The organism is Bradyrhizobium oropedii (assembly GCF_020889685.1).
Classification (GTDB): Bacteria; Pseudomonadota; Alphaproteobacteria; order Rhizobiales; family Xanthobacteraceae; genus Bradyrhizobium; species Bradyrhizobium oropedii.
The window spans coordinates 35,661-54,433 of record NZ_JACMYO010000006.1; the positions used below are offsets into that span (position 1 = coordinate 35,661).

13 protein-coding genes are annotated in these 18,773 nt (G+C 60.2%); 2 read left to right on the forward strand and 11 right to left on the reverse strand.

The features are described 5' to 3' along the window. Nucleotides 1–32: 32 nt before the first annotated feature. The 7 genes from H8A95_RS03340 to H8A95_RS03370 all read right to left on the reverse strand — a co-directional run bounded on the left by H8A95_RS03340 (nt 33) and on the right by H8A95_RS03370 (nt 7,745). A complete protein-coding gene (locus H8A95_RS03340) occupies nt 33–1,703 on the reverse strand; it encodes an aromatic/alkene/methane monooxygenase hydroxylase/oxygenase subunit alpha (protein WP_229181816.1) in 1,671 nt (556 codons plus the stop codon). A 1,358-nt stretch (nt 1,704–3,061) separates the two neighbouring features. Next, nucleotides 3,062–4,114, reverse strand: a complete 1,053-nt coding sequence (locus H8A95_RS03345; RefSeq protein ID WP_229181817.1) for an NAD(P)-dependent alcohol dehydrogenase — start codon at nt 4,112–4,114, stop codon at nt 3,062–3,064. Between the two features lie 645 nt (nt 4,115–4,759). Continuing rightward, nucleotides 4,760–5,203 carry an NADP-dependent isocitrate dehydrogenase gene (locus H8A95_RS03350; RefSeq protein ID WP_229181819.1) on the reverse strand — a complete coding sequence of 148 codons (444 nt, stop codon included), beginning with the start codon at nt 5,201–5,203 and terminating at the stop codon, nt 4,760–4,762. Between the two features lie 253 nt (nt 5,204–5,456). Further along, the gene (locus H8A95_RS03355) at nt 5,457–5,657 is read right to left on the reverse strand and encodes a hypothetical protein (protein WP_229181820.1); all 201 of its coding nucleotides are present in this window, start codon (nt 5,655–5,657) and stop codon (nt 5,457–5,459) included. Between the two features lie 97 nt (nt 5,658–5,754). Beyond that, nucleotides 5,755–6,339: an adenylate kinase gene (locus tag H8A95_RS03360; protein ID WP_229181821.1), complete on the reverse strand. Its 585-nt coding sequence runs from the start codon at nt 6,337–6,339 to the stop codon at nt 5,755–5,757. Beyond that, nucleotides 6,336–6,893 (reverse strand): hypothetical protein, encoded by a 558-nt coding sequence (locus tag H8A95_RS44350; protein WP_420839324.1) that lies wholly within the window; start codon nt 6,891–6,893, stop codon nt 6,336–6,338. Before H8A95_RS44350 ends, H8A95_RS03360 begins: the two co-directional genes overlap by 4 nt. A 57-nt stretch (nt 6,894–6,950) precedes the next feature. Beyond that, nucleotides 6,951–7,745, reverse strand: coding sequence for an enoyl-CoA hydratase/isomerase (locus H8A95_RS03370; protein WP_229181880.1), 795 nt, complete (start codon nt 7,743–7,745; stop codon nt 6,951–6,953). A 360-nt stretch (nt 7,746–8,105) separates the two neighbouring features. Between H8A95_RS03370 and H8A95_RS44065 the strand changes: the two genes are divergently transcribed. Continuing rightward, on the forward strand, nt 8,106–10,457 hold the full coding sequence (locus tag H8A95_RS44065) for an enoyl-CoA hydratase-related protein (protein WP_338027766.1): 2,352 nt from the start codon (nt 8,106–8,108) through the stop codon (nt 10,455–10,457). Between the two features lie 23 nt (nt 10,458–10,480). On the opposite strand, the gene H8A95_RS03385 is transcribed toward H8A95_RS44065, so the two are convergent. Next, complete coding sequence (locus H8A95_RS03385) at nt 10,481–12,034, reverse strand: acyl-CoA synthetase (protein ID WP_229181823.1); 1,554 nt, start codon at nt 12,032–12,034, stop codon at nt 10,481–10,483. A 393-nt stretch (nt 12,035–12,427) separates the two neighbouring features. Here H8A95_RS03385 and H8A95_RS03390 point away from each other — a divergent pair, with 393 nt between their 5' ends. Then, nucleotides 12,428–13,204, forward strand: coding sequence for an SDR family oxidoreductase (locus H8A95_RS03390; protein ID WP_233286898.1), 777 nt, complete (start codon nt 12,428–12,430; stop codon nt 13,202–13,204). A gap of 784 nt (nt 13,205–13,988) precedes the next feature. Here H8A95_RS03390 and H8A95_RS03395 read toward each other — a convergent pair. The 3 genes from H8A95_RS03395 to H8A95_RS03405 all read right to left on the reverse strand — a co-directional run bounded on the left by H8A95_RS03395 (nt 13,989) and on the right by H8A95_RS03405 (nt 18,650). Next, nucleotides 13,989–15,374, reverse strand: coding sequence for an MFS transporter (locus H8A95_RS03395; protein ID WP_229181824.1), 1,386 nt, complete (start codon nt 15,372–15,374; stop codon nt 13,989–13,991). A 182-nt stretch (nt 15,375–15,556) separates the two neighbouring features. Next, complete coding sequence (locus H8A95_RS03400) at nt 15,557–17,185, reverse strand: fatty acid--CoA ligase (protein WP_229181826.1); 1,629 nt, start codon at nt 17,183–17,185, stop codon at nt 15,557–15,559. Nucleotides 17,186–17,486: 301 nt separating this feature from the next. Then, on the reverse strand, nt 17,487–18,650 hold the full coding sequence (locus H8A95_RS03405; protein ID WP_229181828.1) for a CaiB/BaiF CoA transferase family protein: 1,164 nt from the start codon (nt 18,648–18,650) through the stop codon (nt 17,487–17,489). Between the last annotated feature and the right edge of the window lie 123 nt (nt 18,651–18,773).

The window sequence follows — 18,773 nt, forward strand, 5'->3', positions numbered from 1 at the left end:
GAGCCGGCCGGAGCCGGCTCCTTCGGTCTCGGTTAGTTGCAGGGATTGATGGTGAATCCCTTGCGATAGTCGGCGAGATGCTTCTCTCGGTCGGCCGGGCTCATTTCCCGCAGCGTGAGCAGCGGGCTCTTCAGGATGTGGCCGCGGACGTCGTCGAGCGTCCACATCTCCTTCTCGTCGAAGCGCAGGTGCGGCTGGGCGACCAGGGTCTTGCCGTCGGTGCGCACGAAACCGAGATCCTTGATGGCGTCGGCGATATCGACGTTGTGGTAGACGCTTTCCCATTCGCGACGGCCGCTGAACCGTCCCATCGCCGGGGTCGGACGCCCCTGATACTCGCCGGCGAAGGCTTCGACAGCCGTCCAGCGATCGAGTTCATGAGCGAACGTGTAGAGCTTGCCGTCGATCTCACCTGTGACCATGTCCTCGCGGATCAGGCAGGGCACCAGGCACGACCAGCAACGATGCGGATAGACGTAGCCGACATCGCCGTTGAACAGGATGTTGGTCTGGCCGCGATGCGACAGCTTCTCGTACCACTTCCAGAAGTCGCCGAACTGCGCATACCAGCCCGGATACTTGTGCTCGAACCACTCGAAGTCCTTGTCGGTCTGGGCCTCGATGCGCCAGAAGTTGGCCGACCAGCCGACCGCGAAGAACTGCGCGACCTTGTGGACGTAGTGCTTCTCGGTCAGCCGCTTCCAGGCCGTCTGCACGTCGTCGTGATGGATCTTGATGCCGTACTTCTCGAGCGGCAGCATGTAAGTGCGATAATAGTCCTCGAAGATCCAGCGGTGCCACATCTCCGCATAGGACTCCTTGGCCTTGTCGCGGTTCGTGGTGCCGTATTCGATGAAGGTTCCGATCGCCGCGTCGACGATGGCGTGGTTCTGCCAGAACGCATAGCGCATGTCGCGCTCCAGCAGCAGATGGTTCTCCGGCTCCTTCAGCATCGACATCAGCATCGAGTGGCCGTTGCCGATGTGCCGGCTCTCATCCGACTGAACCGACAGGAAGACCGTCGGCAGCGCATAGTCGCCGTTGCGGGCGGCTTCCGACGGCATGGCGACGAACAACGTGTTGGTGAATGCGGTTTCGGCGACCACGGTCAGGTACACGTTCGCAGAGGTGATCGCGTCGCCGGTGATGAAGCCCTCACCGAACTGCCTGCCGATCGTGGTGGCGTAGCACTTTCCGAACGCCTCCTCTGTGATGTCGAAGCCGGCCGGATCGATGTAGTTCTCCATGTACCACTTCTTGAGATTCATCTGGATCGTCGAGTGACGAAACTCGTCGACCATCTGCATCGTGAAGCCGGTGCGGAGATCTTCACCCGGAGCGAGACGGCCGACCATGGCCATGGACCTGGCGGCGGAAATTTCCGGGAACGGAATGATCGCCAGGAACAGCTTCATCCACTCGACCCAACGCGGCTCGACATTGCGGAACATGTCGCCGCGCAGCGCAGCGTCGAGCGCACCGTAGACGCGGTTGTCCTTCTCCTCCTGCATCGGGAAATAGGAGCGGAGGACCTGCTTCATCGGATCCTTCGGCGCCTTCGCGATCTTGTAGTCCGTGGGAAAGGTCATCGCTTCCTGGACGTAGGAAGGATTCCATCCGAGATCTGCAATCTTCTTTGCAGCATCACCGACGGATATGCCGCGCTGGGCGGTGATCTTGTTGAGTGTTAAAGTTCCAGACATCTCGTCTTTCCTCCTGATCGGGTCAGAAACCACATCGATATTCCGCCTGCCTGGACCTTCGCGGACCGGGCAGCGCTTACCCGTGCGTTACGGGCCACCTCGCGACCGCTCGCACGGCCGGACGCTTGATATCGGCAAGGGTCTCGGGAACGACTGTGGTGCACCGCAACGATGATCAGGAGCAATCTTCCGAACCATGGTCCTTCGATCGCAATGCTTCATCCAACCCATGATGCGCCCTCAGCCAAGCGTCCCCTTCCCTCGTTCTTGTCGCGGCTCACCCCAGACGGAGCAGTCGGCGTTGTTGTGTGATCAGCAGCTTTGCAATGGGCGTGCCAGCGCGTCCGAAGCGCGGCCAGCACGATTTTCGAGGCACCGATGCTGATATCGCGTGGACGGAGCCGTCACATGCGCCCGGCTTGCGGGTGAAGGAGATGCAGATTGCGACGGAAATTGCAGAATGAGAATCTCGGCAATGCAAAGGCATCGGCGTGCGCAGAATTATTTGCACTGCAAAAGAGAAGTGCTCGTGGGTACTCCCGCCGCAGCGACCGCACGTCAGATGCGGCGATGTTTCGGGATCTCGACCTGAATGGCTTTCTCGCCCGAACGCTTCCCCACACGCTTGGACGAACTAGCGGGAGGTTTCCGCAACGGCCGAGCACTTTGCCTGCGCCGTCTTGGAGATCCAGCGGTCGCAATAGAGCGCGTAACAGTCATGACCGCAGAACGACAGCCCTGTGCTGAATTCCTTGAGATAGCTCGCGCCGATTGGCTCACAGCAAAGCATGCAGAGGGTTCTCGGGCGCAGCCTCATGCCGTTCACCAGAATGAACCTCATGTGGCGCCTCTCAATGCGAAGAAACGATGTCACCGGCAATCGCCCCAAACCAGCCAACTCGGAACCGCGAAGCATCTTGCAGCCGGCTCCCGGCGTCATTGAATCGATCAACGCGTGCTGTGCGGGGTGCCTGCGCATAGTTCGAGCAACGGCCGTGCCAGATCGTCCAGAGTCTCCCGACCACCGCTTCCTGAACAACGCAATCGCCGGCGACCCTGGATGACCGTGCCGCCTCGACTTGAGAGCGTCCGCGACGCAAATTGCGACAACGATATGCAAATTGAGACTCGCTGCGAGCTTCCGTTGGTATTTTTGCGATGCAACATGAGCATCTGTTGGATGCCTGGGAGCCGATTTGATCGATTGGCTGCTTCCGCCCGGTCTTAGAAAACTCGCTTCGACGGGCCTTCAGGCCATCTCCGGCATACACAACCGAACGAGAGCTTCTTCGCTGCGTCAGGTTGCCGGGCCCGTGAAATCCACCACGAGCAATGCTCGCGGTGGATCACGTTCGCCTTCACGGAATCAATACTGCGCGTCCATGAATCTTGCCGGCATTGAGATCATGCAAGGCCTTGTTTGCATCGGCGAGGCGATACTCGGCGGTCGCCAGTTCAACCAGACCGCGGTCTGCGAGCGCCATCAACTCCGTCAGCTCGGCCCATGTGCCGACGAGATTGCCGATGATGTTCTTCTCGGTGATCACCATGTCGACGGTTGGGATGCGGATGTCCTCGCCGTAGCCGACGACATAGTAGCTGCCCATCGAACGGGTCATCGCCAGCCCTCTGGAGGTCGTGCCCTTCTCACCGACGAAATCGATCACCGCCTCCGCGCCGTTTCCGGCAGTCAGAGCCAGAACGGCAGCCACCTCGTCGCCGTCGGCTTTCACCAGGTGGTCCGCGCCTGACTTTTCGGCCAAGTTTAGCGACGCTTCGGACTTGTCAACCACGACGATATCGGCGGCGCACATTGCCTTGAGGCATTGGATTGCGATGTGACCCAATCCGCCCGCACCGATAACGACGCAGAATTCGCCAGGCAAAAGGTGACGCGTAGCCTTCTTGACCGCGCGATAGGCCGTGAGCCCCGCATCCGCGTAGGGCGCCACCTCCTTCGGGGCAAGCGTCCGGGGCAACGGCACGATATTCCGCTCCGAGGTGCAGAGGAATTCTGCATAGCCGCCGTTGCAATCCAGACCAGGAAATGTGCCGGGGCCATGCATGTCGAATCCGCGGCGGCAGGCGAGACACGTCCCTCCGGTGATCTTCGGATGAACGATGACGGGATCTCCTTTCTTCAGTCCCTCAACCTCCTTGCCGACCTCCTCGATCCAACCCGCATTTTCGTGTCCCATGATGATGGGGAGGAGTTTGTCGCCGGACGGATCCATGTGCGGCTTCCAGACACCTTCGATGATATGCAGATCGGTCCTGCATACGCCCGCACCACCGATTCGGACGATAACGTCAGTCGATTTCGTCATCTTGGGATCAGGTACGGTTTCTTCGACGACCCAGCGGTCATTGGACAGCTTCTCGTCATACGCTCTCAATACTTGGGCTCTCATGTTCTCCTCCGTCTGCCCAGCGAGCCTTGCGCTCGCCGTCGCGGGGGCGCCTCAGCATTTTTCGTGCCAGCGCAATTGCGCTGCGATGCGGGATCTGTTGGAGTCCTTCATCGGGCGCAGACAGCGCGGAATTCGGGCTGTTTCTTTCGGAGCCGGCCATCGCACACCTTCGCCCCGCCCGGGGGCGCGCGTGGACGGCGCTGACAGCCCCCGGACTGTTCTTGGTGAGGTTGGAGCCGCCGCGAACCGTTGCGCGCCTGGTCGACGACGGATTGAGACTCTTTGGCTGAAGATGTGCTCGACCTCCTCAATGGCTGAGAAGGCCAGTCAGCACGAAATGACGGCGAGCCGAAAGCAAGCAGATCGGTCAACAGTGCCGCTCGCAATCGCGCAAGATCCATGGCGCGCTGTGTTGTTGTTCTTCGCGTCAAGGACCGTGACCCACCAGGGTAGAGACCCGATCGGGGCTCCGCGGCGCCGCACTCGCGGCGCCGTGGGATCGAAGCGCGCTTCGGCGTGCGGGGACGCCGTGATCCCTCACCGACTTCACGCAAGTCCCGCAACGCATTTCTCCGCTGAACAAAACCTCTTACTGAACATGAGATAAGGATATCTAGCCCGCCGCCTGATGCGACCCCCACCGCCCTATGGACTTGACACCTGCGCTAACGCCGCGTTGAGCGTCGCGCTCGGTCGCATCACGGCGTAGCGCTTCTGCGGGTCGGGTAGATAGTAGCCGGCGATGTCGGCAGGCTTGCTTTGCACGGCCGCGAGCTCGGCAACGATGCTCTCCTCGTTGCGGGCGAGCGTTTCGGCCAATGCCTTGAACTGCGCTTGCAACGCCGGGTCTTCGGTCTGCGCGGCAAGCTCCTGCGCCCAATACATCGCGAGGTAGAACTGGCCGGCGCGGTTGTCGAGTTCGCCGGTGCGTGGCGAGGGCGACTTCTTGTTGTCCAGCAATCCGCCTGTCGCAGCGTCAAGCGTCTTGGCGAGCAGCTTGGCCTTCTGGTTGCCGGTCTTCAGCCCGAGGTCCTCGAGCGACACGGCGAGCGCCAGGGCGGGCTTCGATGTCGTCGTGAAACGTGACACCTACAGTGAGCTTCGGCAACCAGTTTGTCTGATCGAGCGGCTGCACGATCGATCACACGTGTCCAGCTCTTTTCGGGCGGCTCGAACCCCGAACGAATTGTTCGCTGCTTGTGTGCAGACCACCGCTACGCCCGCCGCGCTCGACCAGGTGAAAGCCGGGAACATCCCTGACCGCGCATGAATTCGGGCCTGCTGATGCCGGTCATCCGTGTTCGATATTGCTGAGAAATTCCCTGCCGGCCCGAGTGATTGCCTAAACGCCGTCGGCGTGAACGACATAGGATTGACCGAAGATATCGAGATCGGGCGCGCGATCCGACAGGCGCTTCATGCGCTCGGTCCAGTCTGAGCCGCTGGACAACAATATCGCGACGGATAACCGCAACTCGGCATGACTCGTACGTCCGGCCGGCTGCCCCTCGAGCACCTTCAGGATGGTCAGCTGCAAGCTCATTAGATCTCCCGGGCGCGTCAGCGGCGCCGGAGCAGGTCTCACGGCCGGCTTCGCCTGTTCACGGGCATCGGCCGCTCCTTTCGCGGTCAGCCAAATATCAACCTTGCCCGATCGCTCGAAAGAGTTCGAAGGTGACGGCGTCGACCGGCTGCAACCCATCGACGCTTCTGAGCAAGTCACGCGTTCGGTAGTATTCGACCAGCGGAGCGGTCTGCTCGTTGTAGGCATCGAGGCGTACCTTCAGCGTTTCGCGGTTATCGTCAGCGCGCACCGCGCCGCCTGATTCCATCGCCTCGCGCGCTCTCGTCAGGATCCGGTCGAGCAGAACCTCCTCGTCCGCGCGCAACTCCACGACATGGTCAAGGACGAGCCCCTCGGTATCGAGAAGGTCGTCGAATGCAACCGCCTGAGATATCGTCCGGGGGAATCCGTCGAGCACAAAGCCGCGCCCAGCGTCCGCCTGCGAGATTCGCTCGACGATCGCGGCGATGACGAGCTGATCGGGAACCAGCGCCCCGCTCGCCATCATCCGCTTCACTTTCCTGCCGATACAGGTCTCGGCCGCTGCGGCGGCACGTAGCATATCCCCGGTGGAGAGGTGCAGTATGCCGAACCTGCTCACGATACGCTGTGCCTGCGTTCCCTTACCTGCGCCGGGCGGTCCAAGCAAAACCATTCTCATCGTTCGTTCCTCAATGCGCGGTCATCACCGCCGGTGCGCGCGCGGCTCTCGTCGGCCGGATCGCCACCAGCAGACGAATGCCCGACAGCAAATACAGCACGATCAAGAAGTAGAGGTTGTAGATGTTGTAGATGTTGTCGCCGTTGCTCTTTACGATGGATGCATTGATCGAGGGGTGATCGACGGACTGGCGAGTCTTGCATCCATCGCCGTCTCGACTCCCGACCGCGGACCTGCTTCGGACCGAGCTTCCGGCCATCGGCGACATAGCCCTGTGCATTGAGATAGGCCGGCAACGGCGCCGTCGAAACATCGCTCGCTAAAAGGCCGGGCAACACGAGCACCGGATGCCCGTCTCCACGCGGCGTACGCCGAAGCAGCGGATGAGCGGCAAAGAAAGCCTGCCGCTCCAATATCTCGCGTACTTCGACCGCGAGCAGCAGCTTCGAAGATGGATTGGATCGGTCGAGGCCGTGTTCATCCTGGATTGTCCCTCCCGGCGCTGTGGTTACGCCTGCCTCCGGGCGCATCGAGGATTGATCAATGTAAGACACCAGCTCATGCAAACCGATGACCCGATGATGACTGCGTCTTAGCCTTGGAATCGGACCCTAGCGGCCGGTGAACTTCGCCGGCCGCTTTTCGAGGAACGCGGCGACGCCTTCCCTGAAGTCTTCGGCGATGCCCGCCCTTTGCTGGCACTGCCGCTCCAGATCAACCTGCTCCTCGAACGAGTTTTCGGGGCTGTCCCAATAAAGCTTGCGGATCATTGACAGGGCAATGGTTGGGCCGTTGGCGAGATCGTGTGCAAGTTTCATCGCCTCATCCATCAGTTCCGTGTCTTCATACACGCGGTTGACGAGTCCCCACGCGAGAGCCGTTTCGGCCGGCAGCCGCTCGCCAAGCAGCGACAGCTCGATCGCTCGCGCTCGACCGATCAGCCGCGGCAGCAGCCACGTCGACCCACAATCCGGCACTAGTCCGATGCGGCGGAAGGCCTGCAGGAAATAGGCGGATTTTGCTGCCAACACCAGGTCGCCCATCAACGCGAAGCTCATGCCTCCCCCTACCGCCGGACCGTTCACCACCGTCAGCAGTGGACAATGAAGGTGCCTTAGCCGGCGCAGGAGCGGATGAAACGCCGTCTCCAGGGTCGCGCCAGTGTTGCGGCGAACGGGCTTGTCCGTATTGTTGCGCCCCTGCAGGTTGGCGCCGGTGCAGAACGCCCGGCCCGCTCCAGTCATGACCATACACCGGACCTCGGCCCGACGATCGTCAACGGCATCAAGCGCATCGTTGAGACCTTGCAGCATGTCGATCGAAATTGCGTTCATCACCTCCTGATGATCGAGCCGCATCACGGCGACGGACGAATCGAATTCCAATGTCACGTGCTTCAATTGCATGATGCCCTCGCTGACAGGCGCCATTCCGCGCCATCGTCTCCCTCTGGTTCCCCGGCTGGCGATATCCAGCCATCGGATGTCCCCGCCGGAGCAGACTTAGTATCCGCAGTCTTACATCCGAAGCACCAAGGTTCGGGGTGGCTCACAGCGCTCAGCGGAGGAGCGCATCCCAGGCCCGCCCGTGACGGCATTCCATGGCTTGTTGAGGAAATTCCCGTTCTGGTGAGGTTATACGAAGCGGGCGATCCTAAACTCGTCGCTTCCGACGAGGCCTATCGATTAGCCTGGCAGCTATTTTTACTGTTAATTCAAGTCCGGACACCAAGCGATTTTCGTTTGGCCTTTCGACGGGGTACCCACATGACGCTGTCTCCCATGACTCCCATCATTGTCGGTGTTGGCCAGTTTACAGAACTGCTTGGGGCTTCGAACTTCGAGGGGCTCGCAGCATACGATATAGCCGTGCGCGCGGCCCGGAGTGCCATGGATGATGCGCTATCTCTCGATCGCCTTCGGACGGTAGTGGATGCGATTGCCACGACGCGCACCTTTGAGGACTCTACGCCGCGCCGGGCCCAGCCGTTCGGCAAGTCAAATAATTTTCCGCACTCGATCGCGAGTCGTCTCGGCGTCGAACCGCGGACAGCGGTGTGGGAAATGGCCGGCGGCAACACGCCACAGCACCTCGTCAATGAGTTTTCCGCGCGGCTCGCCGGCGGTGAGTTCCGTATGGTGCTGATAGCCGGCGCGGAGAACATATCGACCGCTCGCTGGCTGCAGTCGCAGGGACGACGCGCCGACTGGTCGGAGACCGTCAATGGCCCCGTCGAAAATCGCGGAATGGGATTGCAGGGACTTGCTCTTCGCTACAACATTCGCCACGGATTGATCGGCACCCCGCCATATTATGGCCTCTGCGAGAACGCGCGGCGCGGGCGTACGGGTCAGACACAAGAGCAGTACCTTCAAACCATGGGAGACCTGTTCGCTCCCTTCACGAAGGTCGCTGCCGCCAACCCGTATTCCTCGTCCCACGTCAAACCTTCGACGCCCGAAGATCTAATCACTGTGGGCGAACGCAACCGGATGATCGCGGATCCCTACCCACAACGACTGATTGCCCGCGACCAGGTCAACCAGGGGGCCGCGCTCGTGCTCACAACGGTCGGAGTCGCCCGGGAACTCGGGATCGCGGAGGATCGTTGGGTCTTCCTGCACGGTCATGCCGACGTCGCGGAGCGCGAACTGATGCAGCGGCAGGATCTGGGCCGGTTTCCGGCGGCAGTCATGGCGTGCAAGTCCGCCCTCGATCAGGCCGGCCTGACGGTAGACAACATAGCATTCTTCGATTTCTACAGCTGCTATCCGATCGCGGTATCCAGCGTTGCCATCGACGGTCTCGGGATACCCGAAAATGACCCGCGCGGCTTTACCGTGACGGGCGGGCTACCCTATTTCGGTGGGCCGGGAAACAATTACTCCATGCACGCCATCGCGAGCATGGTCGAACGCCTGAGGAGCAAACCGGGTACTTATGGCCTAGTGGGTGCGAATGGCGGCTACCTCTCGAAATATTCCACCGGGATCTACTCCACGCGGCCGGTGGCTTTCATCCCGTACAACAGCAAGGCTCTCCAGGATGAGATCGATGGTTGGTCCGCTCCGATCATCTCGGAGAAGCCCGACGGATGGGCGACGATCGAGACCTATACCGTGGTCTATACCAAAGGCGCGCCGGACTATGCGGTAGTGGTCGGTCGCACCGCGAACGGCGAGCGCTTCCTCGCCAACACCGAAGCGGAAGATTCCCAGACCGTCGAAGATATCCACGAGGGCGATCCCCTGGGGCGCCGGATCTTCGTGCGCTCGACCAACCGTGGCAACCGCTTTGCGTTCACCGAAGAACGGATGGACGGGTTGCTGCCCCTTCGCCGACCGACATTCCGCGACTCCTATGAATATGCCTTGGTGGAGCGCCGGGGCCACCTGCTGCAGATCACCATCAACCGACCCGAGGTGCGCAATAGTCTTCATCCGATGGCCAACGAGGAACTCGAGGGAATCTGGGACGCCTACGAGGCAGACCCCGACCTTTGGGTGGCCATCATCACAGGCGCGGGGAGCGAGGCCTTTTCCGCCGGCAACGACTTGAAGTACACCGCCAGCGGCAAGCCGATGTGGATGCCGCGCAGCGGCTTTGGCGGGCTGACCAGCCGGACCCGGGTTAAGCCGGTCATTGCTGCGGTGAACGGCTTCGCCATGGGCGGTGGTACGGAGATGGCGCTCGCTTCCGACATCGTCGTTGCGGATGAGCGGGCATCGTTCGCCCTTAGCGAGGTACGTGTTGGACTGATCGCAGCTGCGGGCGGTCTGGTGCGGCTGCCCCGGCAGATCCCCAAAAAGATCGCCGTGGAACACATCTTGACCGGACGCCCTATTCTCGCTGAACAAGCGCTGCGGTTGGGTCTCGTCAACCGTATCATGCCACCCGGCCAGGCCTTGAATGGCGCGCTGGAGATCGCTGAGCAGATTCTAGCGGTTTCGCCGACCTCAGTCCGCGTTTCGATGAAGGTTATGAACGAAGCCGAGGAGGAAGCCTCCGCCGCGAGCACGCCATCTGAATTCCTCGACGAGCTGTTCACAAGCGAGGACTATTTGGAAGGTCCCAAGGCATTCGCCGAAAAGCGCAAGCCGATCTGGCGGAATCGGTAACGTCCTAGAAATCAGGGTCAGGTTCAGTTTACGTTACGGTCGCGATCCTTCCAGTAGGGAGCACGCAGTTCATGCTTCAGCAACTTACCCGCGGCTGATAATGGCAAGGCGTCGCGGAATTCGACACCGCGCGGACACTTGTAGCCGGCTATCTGCTGGCGACAGTGGGTGATGACCTGTTCCGCGCTCAATTTTTGTCCGGGCCGCACGGCGATGATCGCATGGACCCTTTCGCCCCATTTGTCGTCGGGGACGCCAATGACTCCAACCATCGAAACCTGGGGCAGTTGCGCGATCACATTCTCGACCTCGGCCGAATAGACATTCTCGCCACCGGTCACGATCATGTCCTTGATGCGATCGACGATATAGAGAAAACCGTCTTCGTCTATACGGCCACCATCGCCCGTATACATCCAGCCATCGCGCAGCGCTTCGGCCGTCTGCTCCGGCTTGCCCCAATAGCCGGTCATCACCGTCGGTCCGCGTACCGTGACTTCACCCGCGGTACCGACCGGAACTGGCTTGCCGTCGCCATCGACGATGCGTACCTCCGCAGTCGTTATCGGACGGCCTGCCGAACGAAGCTTGTTGGCGTGCTCTGGTTGCCGATGACACCAGGCAGGCAACGCCGTAACCACCGGCGCCAGCTCGGTCATTCCGTAGAGCTGGCAAAATTGCGCCGAAGGCAACGCCCGGATTGCCTGCGCGAGCAAGGCGCCATCGATCGGCGCTGCACCATACAGAACCAGCTCTAGTCCGGAGACGTCGTATTCACCAAAGCGCGGATGCTCGATCAGTCTTTGGATCATCGTCGGCACCATAAAGGTCTCGTTGCCGCCCTCGTCGCGAATCGCATCGAGCACGGCGACTTCGTCGAACGCGGGCAAAATGACCTGCTTGCATAGTCGCGTCATGAGTTGGAGCGTGAGGCTGCAACCGCCAACGTGGAACATCGGCGCGGTCTGCACACCGACGGCCTCCGCCGGGCGAGTCGCCGCGGAAATCGCGCCCAGCGCGTTGATGTAAAGGTTGGCATGGGTCAACATCACGCCCTTTGGCTTGCCCGTCGTGCCTCCGGTATACATCACAGCAGCAAGATCCGCGCCGCTGCGCATGGCATCCTCAATCGGAGCGGCGGCAGCAAGCAGCGCCTCGTAACTGAGCATACCATCCGGCGGTGCACGGTCGCCGACATATATGAGCGTGTTTAATGAGCCCGAAAGGTTCTTCAACTCGCCAGCCCAGTCAACGAAGTTATCGTCCAGGAGCAAGATACCCGTGTCGCAATCGTCGAGTGAGTAGGCGACCTCCTTTGGGTTCCATCTGATATTGATCGGATTGATGACGCCGCCGGCCCACCAGACTCCATAGAGATACTCGACATACCTGTCCGAATTGAGCGCAAGCATGCTGACCCGACCACCGGGTTGCAAGCCCATGCCCTTGAGTACGGCAGCCAGGCGCTGCACGCGATCGCCGAACTGCGCGAAGCTAAGGCGGCGTTGACCGCAGACGAGCACCGTGTGGTTGGAGCGCTCTCGCAGTCCCTTATGCAACGGTTGAGTCAGGTACATCTTCAAATCCAAGTTTCATCAGAACTAAACAGGCTTGTTGCGCATATTGATCAAGTGCGGCGACGCCGGCTTTCCGGACGTCGCGGCATCGGACGCCGCGCGTTTTCATCCCCTGCGGAGCCGAGGTCCTCGCCCGCCGCCGGCGTAAGGCCGCACTACAGCTGCGTTTAGTTGGCTAAAGAAATTGCTCATGCCGGCCCTCCCAAGGTCGGAAACTACCCCCGGGTCAATCAGCCAGAGGGCGCCCGCCCGATGCAAGCAGCATAGAAGTTTGAACCCCGAGGAAGATCGTCGGAAAAGACGATGGCGCGACTTTGCGGATAAGCTCTGGTTGGAGATACCTCAACCGGCAGCCCGTCGGGGTGTACCGCCTCTTACGGCTTGGAGGAACCAATGAAAATTGAAGATCTTTTCTCTGTCCGCGGAAAGGTTGCTTTGGTGACTGGTGGCAGTCGGGGATTGGGTGAAATGATCGCCCGGGCATACGTCGAGAATGGGGCAAAGGTGTACATCACCGCGCGGCGCGCTGACGCCTGCGACGCGCTGGCCAAGGAGCTGTCAATACTCGGAGCCTGTGTTTCAATCCCGGCAGACTTGTCGCGAATGGACGAGATCGACCGCTTGTCCGCCGAGCTCCGCAAACGCGAGAAGAGCCTGGATATTCTGGTCAATAATGCTGGGGCAAGCTGGGGAGCGCGCTTTGAGGAATTCCCGGAAAGCGGCTGGGACAAAGTGATGAATCTAAACGTCAAATCCGTATTCTTCCTAACGCAGCGTCTCCTTGACCTGCTGCAAGCGGCTGCATCCGAGGATGCCTGGTCGCGGGTGATCAACATCGGATCGATCGAAGGCATACGAACCTCGCATCAAGAGGCTTATTCCTACGCGGCCTCCAAGGCCGGCGTAAACCATCTCACCCGCATCATGGCGAAATTTCTCGCCCCTCAGCGGATTGCCGTTAACGCGATCGCTCCAGGCTATTTCCCCTCGAAGATGACGGCTGCTATGGAGGAAGAGAATACGCAGGCTGTGATCGACGGCGCCCCCATGAAGCGCATGGGTCGTCCGGAAGATATCGCTGGTATCGCGCTGTACCTCGCATCGAAGGCGAGCGGATTTGTCTGTGGCGCCGTCATCCCCGTCGACGGCGGTTTGGCGACCACCGCGTAAAACCGCCGAAAGCACGTCGAAACTGTGTACGGCATCTCGGCGGATCGACGGAATTATTGCGAAGGAATGCTCAAGGTTGGATTGGCGATTATCGGAACGAAACCTATCTGCGTGGCCTTTCCACCGTGAACGGAAGCGACCAGATATCATCTCGCTTGAGTGGACGCTCCAACACAGATTTTTGACACCACGCTCAATGTCGCCGGCGGGTGCGGACGAATGTACGCATGGCATAGCGACGGGACTTTGCGATGGACGGGCTTTGTGCGCCGACCGCTCGATGTGGCCGGGAATTTGTGCGCTGTGCCGAGAATGTTTCCAAGGCGATCATGGTTGCTGGACACCTGGGTGACAGAGAGGCGTCGCGGCGACTCAACGCGCCCGATTCTTGCAACTGCGGATCGCTTGTGAATCATTCAGCGGAATGAGGTTGCCCGAGGCCGATCCGAACAAAGCTAGACGGACCAGCTCTGGCCGCGAAGCTTTTTACAATGCTACCTAATCTTCAAGGGCCTTGCGACCCGAGCTACGCGGCGCTGTGCGACGTGGGCCGCAACGGGATCTATTGCTCCAGCCATGTGGCCGGCAGATGAAAAGGCGACATCGCCACAACTGATCGTAGTAGTGGTTTCGGCAAGGTGGCCGTTCAAGTTGGATTTTGGCATTCGCTCGCGGCCGACATCGCCCTCGCGCTCGGCGTGAGCGTTGTGCACCAATTCCTTGTTGTCCTTCGCCCAACCGCTGATCAATCCAGCATGAAGAACGAAAACTCATGGCTGGCGCCTTAATGTCGAACCTGACCGCCAAAGCCAGCTGCGCCTGACAAAGTACTTGACGCCATGGCGTCGCTGTTCTCGTGACCAGCGGAGGCGGAGCGTCCCGGATCGATCAGCGCAACAGCGATGAATGCGATGGCTGCGACCGTCGCCAGAATGAGGAAGACAAAAGATAGCGGTATGCTCGTCGCGATCAACGCGCCGACCAATATCGGGCCTACGATCCCCCCAATTCGGCCCAAGCCCGCGGCCCAACCGACACCGGTGGAACGCACTGCTGCGGGATAGAACTGCCCGGCATAGGCGTAGAGAAGGAACTGCGTCCCGACGGTCGTAGCGCCAACAACGACGATGAGCAGATTGAGAAGCCAAAGCGCCGGATCGAGCCCAAGAGCTCCAAGCGACATCGTAGCCAGCGCAAAGAAGGCAAGAAGGACCTTTTTGAGCGGAAGCCGGTCGCCGAGCCAACCGCCAAAGATTGTGCCGACGATGATGCCGACTTGAAGGATTGCCAGAAGATGCAGTGCAGTACCCTGGTCATGTCCGGCGCTGATCATTAACTTGGGCAACCATGACGCGTTTGCGTAGACGATTAGCAGGCACATGAACGTGGCGACCCAGAACATGATCGTGCTGAAGCCACGGCCCTCGCGAAATAGACGCTGCATCGGCGCGCCGTCCACCTTGTCAGACGTCGGAAGGACATACTGGTCATCGGCTTGCAACTGAAAGTCCGGCGCGAATGCTGCAACCGTCTTCTCCAGCTCTTCCGTACGTCCCGCTTTGACCAAGAACTGCATGGATTCCGGCAGCAGCATCAGGATAAAGGGAACGAGAACGATGGACAGGCCTGCCGCCTGGAACATCACCTGCCAACCATAAGCCGCAATCAGACCCTTGCTCATCTCGGCTGCCATCGCAGCTCCAAATGCAAAGCCGGTGAACATCAAGGTGACGATCCGCGTTCGAATACGCGAAGGCGAATACTCGGTCAGCAGTGCCACCATGCACGGCACCGCCCCGCCGAGCCCGAGCCCCGTCAGAAGGCGCAAAAGACTGAAGGTTATGGGATCATGCGCGAAGCTGGCCAAGACTGTAAAGACGGTAAATAGCGTAACGCATATCGTAATTGCCCTACGCCGACCAATTCGATCGGCGACGGTACCAAACAAGACCGCACCGATCGCCATTCCAACAATCGCGGAACTGAGCATGAAGCCCGCGCTTGCCGCGGCCACACCCATTTGCTTCATGATCGAAGGCAATGCCGCCCCGGCAATGACGATATCGTAACCGTCCAGAAGGGCCACCAAGGTGCACCAAAACAACAACATGGCGTGGAAGCCATTGAACCGGGCTTCATCAGTGAGCTTGTGAAGATCGATCTGACGCATTTCCAGCCTCCAGCGTTCGGGCTCCCGTTCCAAGCCAGCGATCTCGGAGCACCGGTCAGAATAGAAGCCAGGCTCGAGCGCAATTGCCTCGTCGCATCCGACGAGTGGCAGGAGCGAGTTTAGCGAGGCCGGGTGTCGTGACCTGAGAAAGTCTACGTCGTTTCAACTTCATGCAGTTCTAGCTAGGTATCGTCACCATAGCGCTCACGCAGCCGCTTTTTGTCGATTTTTCCGACGCTGGTTTTGTCGAGTTTGCCGATGAACATCCAGCGGTCTGGCACCGCATAGGGCGAGATTGTTCCGGCCTTCGCGAACGTCTTCAAATGCGCCTTCAAGTCCTCAGCCCTGGCGCCGCCGGGCGTCTTTAAGACCACCAGGGCGAGCGGCCGCTCGCCCCATTTCGTGTCCGTCACGCCGATCACCGCGACCTCGCGGACCGACGGATGCTGGCCGATCAGGTTTTCGAGTTCGATCGACGATATCCATTCGCCGCCGCTCTTGATGACATCCTTCTGGCGGTCGACCAGATGCAGATAGCCGTCCTTGTCGAACCTTCCAATATCGCCGGTGTGCATCCATCCGCCCCGCCACAGGGTGGCCGATGCGTCCGAATTGTTCAGATATCCTTGCGTCAAATAGGGCGTCCGCGCCACCACCTCGCCGACCGCAACACCATCCGAGGGCGGCGAAGTCATGGAGTCATCGACAATGCGCATTTGGCTCAACAGGATCGGCATGCCTGCCGTGATGCGAATGTCGAGTTCACGATCCTCGCGATCGTCCAGCCCTTCGACCGAATCCGTCTTGATCTGCGCCAGGGTCAGCAAAGGACAGCTCTCCGACATGCCGTAGCCGCAGTAGACGTCGATGTTGCGGTCGAGGGCCCTCTTGCACAGGGTGCGCGAGAGTGCGCTGCCTCCGATGAGGATTTTCCAGCCGCCGAAATCCGCGTCGTGCGCTTCAGGTGCCGAGAGCACCATGTCCAGCACGGTCGGAACGCAGTGCGAGAAAGTCGCCCCTTCGCTCTTCGCCAATTTGACCAGCAGCGATGGCTCGTATCGTCCGGGATAGACCTGCTTCCAACCGCAGAGGGTTGCGATATAGGGATAGCCCCAGGCGTGAGCATGGAACATCGGCGTCAGCGGCATATAGACGTCGTTACGCGAAAATCGGCCGTTCTCGCCCGCTTGTGCCACCGAAGCCAGGACGGTGAGGCAATGCAGCACGAGCTGGCGATGGCTGAAATACACGCCTTTCGGGAGACCGGTCGTACCGGTGGTATAGAACAACGTCGCGCGCGTATTTTCGTCGAACTCGGGAAATTCGTACGCCGGATCGCCGGCCGCGAGCATCTCCTCGTACTCGGCGGCCCATTCCAGGGTTGCAGGGGCTATGCCATCATCTGTCAGACAGATGAACCGTTTGACGCGCCGCAGCCTGCCCCGGATTTCCTTGATCAGGGGAATGAAGTCGATGTTGAGGAGCACCGTCTCTGCCCCGGAATGCTCCAACGTGTAGACGAGTTGTTCCGGCGAGAGGCGAATATTGGCCTTCATCAGCGTCGCGCCAAGCATGGGAATGCCGAAATAGGATTCCAGGTAGCGGTGGCTGTCCCAGTCCAGCACCGCAACGGTGCTTCCGTGTCCGACGCCCATGCGATGCAACGCGCTACCGAGGCGTCCGATGCGCGCAACCAATGTGGGATAATCGAAGCGCAGCTGGTCGCGATACACTATTTCTTTGCGCGAGCGTTGAGCGATCGGCGTTACGAGAAGCTGCTTGATCAGCAGTGGAAAGGCATACGGCGCCATGGGCGTCCTTTCTTGGAAAGCGGTGGGCGATTCTGCGGTTCGAAACGGCTCCGTCCGGTCCCTCCGCATGAAAATCGCGGGCCAATTCTCGATGGCTCGCCTACGCGAAGAACCGAACCGGCGCTCGCAGCGCGCCTTGCGCGTCTCTGCAGGCATCGACCGGTGTTCCGGCGGAACGCCGTTGTTCCATCACACATGGGGGCAACGCGGGCTGAGGATGCAACTTGCCGTATTCTCATTCGGACTGTCGCGCCTCGAATATTGCACCAGCCTCGCCGCCAAGCCTGGCGGCTGCCCACGTTCAGCTCTCGAGACCGAGTTCTCGGCTGACCTCCGCCGTATGCTGTCCGATCGTCGGCGCATGGGCGGATTCAGGATATTCGAAGCTTGAGAAGCGAACGGGCTGCCGAACTTCGATATAGCCACCTTCGGTCGGGTGCTCACGCTTCTGAAACAGGCCGCTCGTCTTCAGGTGCGGATCTTCAAGCACATCGCCAATCTCGTTTGCATGAATGGCCGGTACGTGCGCTTCCTTCAGGATCTTGAGCCACTCTGCGGTGGTTTTCTCGGGCAGGATTGCCTCAGCAGCCTCGTACATCTGCGTCATATTCGCGCGGCGGGTTGCCTTATCGATAAAGCGTTCTTCTTCAAGGATTTCTGGATGCCCTGTCGCTTGGAAAAAGCGTACCCAGCGATCGTCGAGGTACGGCGCGATCGAGATATAGCCGTCTTTCGTTCGCATCGGCTGACGCACCGGGTCGAGTTGGCGTGGATACCCCCAATTGCCCGTCGGCGGCACAAAAGTGGCATCGCACAGATGTTCGAGCATGTTGAAGCTGGTGATGGCTTCGAACATCGGAACCTCGACATGTTGCCCTTCGCCATCGCGGCCTTTTGCGATCAGAGCTGCCAAGGTCGCATAGACCGCGTGCAGGCCGGAAACCTTGTCGGCGAACAACATCGGCAAGTAGCGCGGCCGTGGGTTTCCATCGACGCGCGGCAGCAGCGATACCGCGCCCGACGCCGCTTGAATTACGTCGTCATAGGCCTGCAATCCGGCATATTGTCCACCAAGGCCAAATCCGGTGCAGTGAACATAGATGATATTGGGCTGCAGCTTCTTCACAGCCTCGTAGCCAAGGCCCAGACGGTCGATCGCCTCCGGCCGTATGTTATGAATGAACACGTCGCTGGTTTCGAGCAGACGTTGTACCGCAAGCTTTCCCTTCTCAGACTTCATATCCCAGCTTACCGAGCGCTTACCGCGGTTTAGCCGCAAATGTATCGGCCCCATCGCCGGCGTCTTCGCTGGCACACCGATGTTCCGCGCGCTGTCACCATCCGCCGGCTCGACCTTGATAACGTCCGCGCCGAGATCGGCCAGTATTTGCGTGCAGTACGGTCCGAACACCACCGTCGTCATGTCGGCGACGCGGATACCCGCCAGCGGCAGCTTCTTGCTCATGGTTATCTCCGATCTGGCGCGGTCATATGCCTTTGTTCCGGTTGCCTCACCCCGCGAGCGTCCGCTGGGGCAACATAGCCACGATTGTGATCCTCAGGCGGGAATGGTTGCATCGTCGGTTTC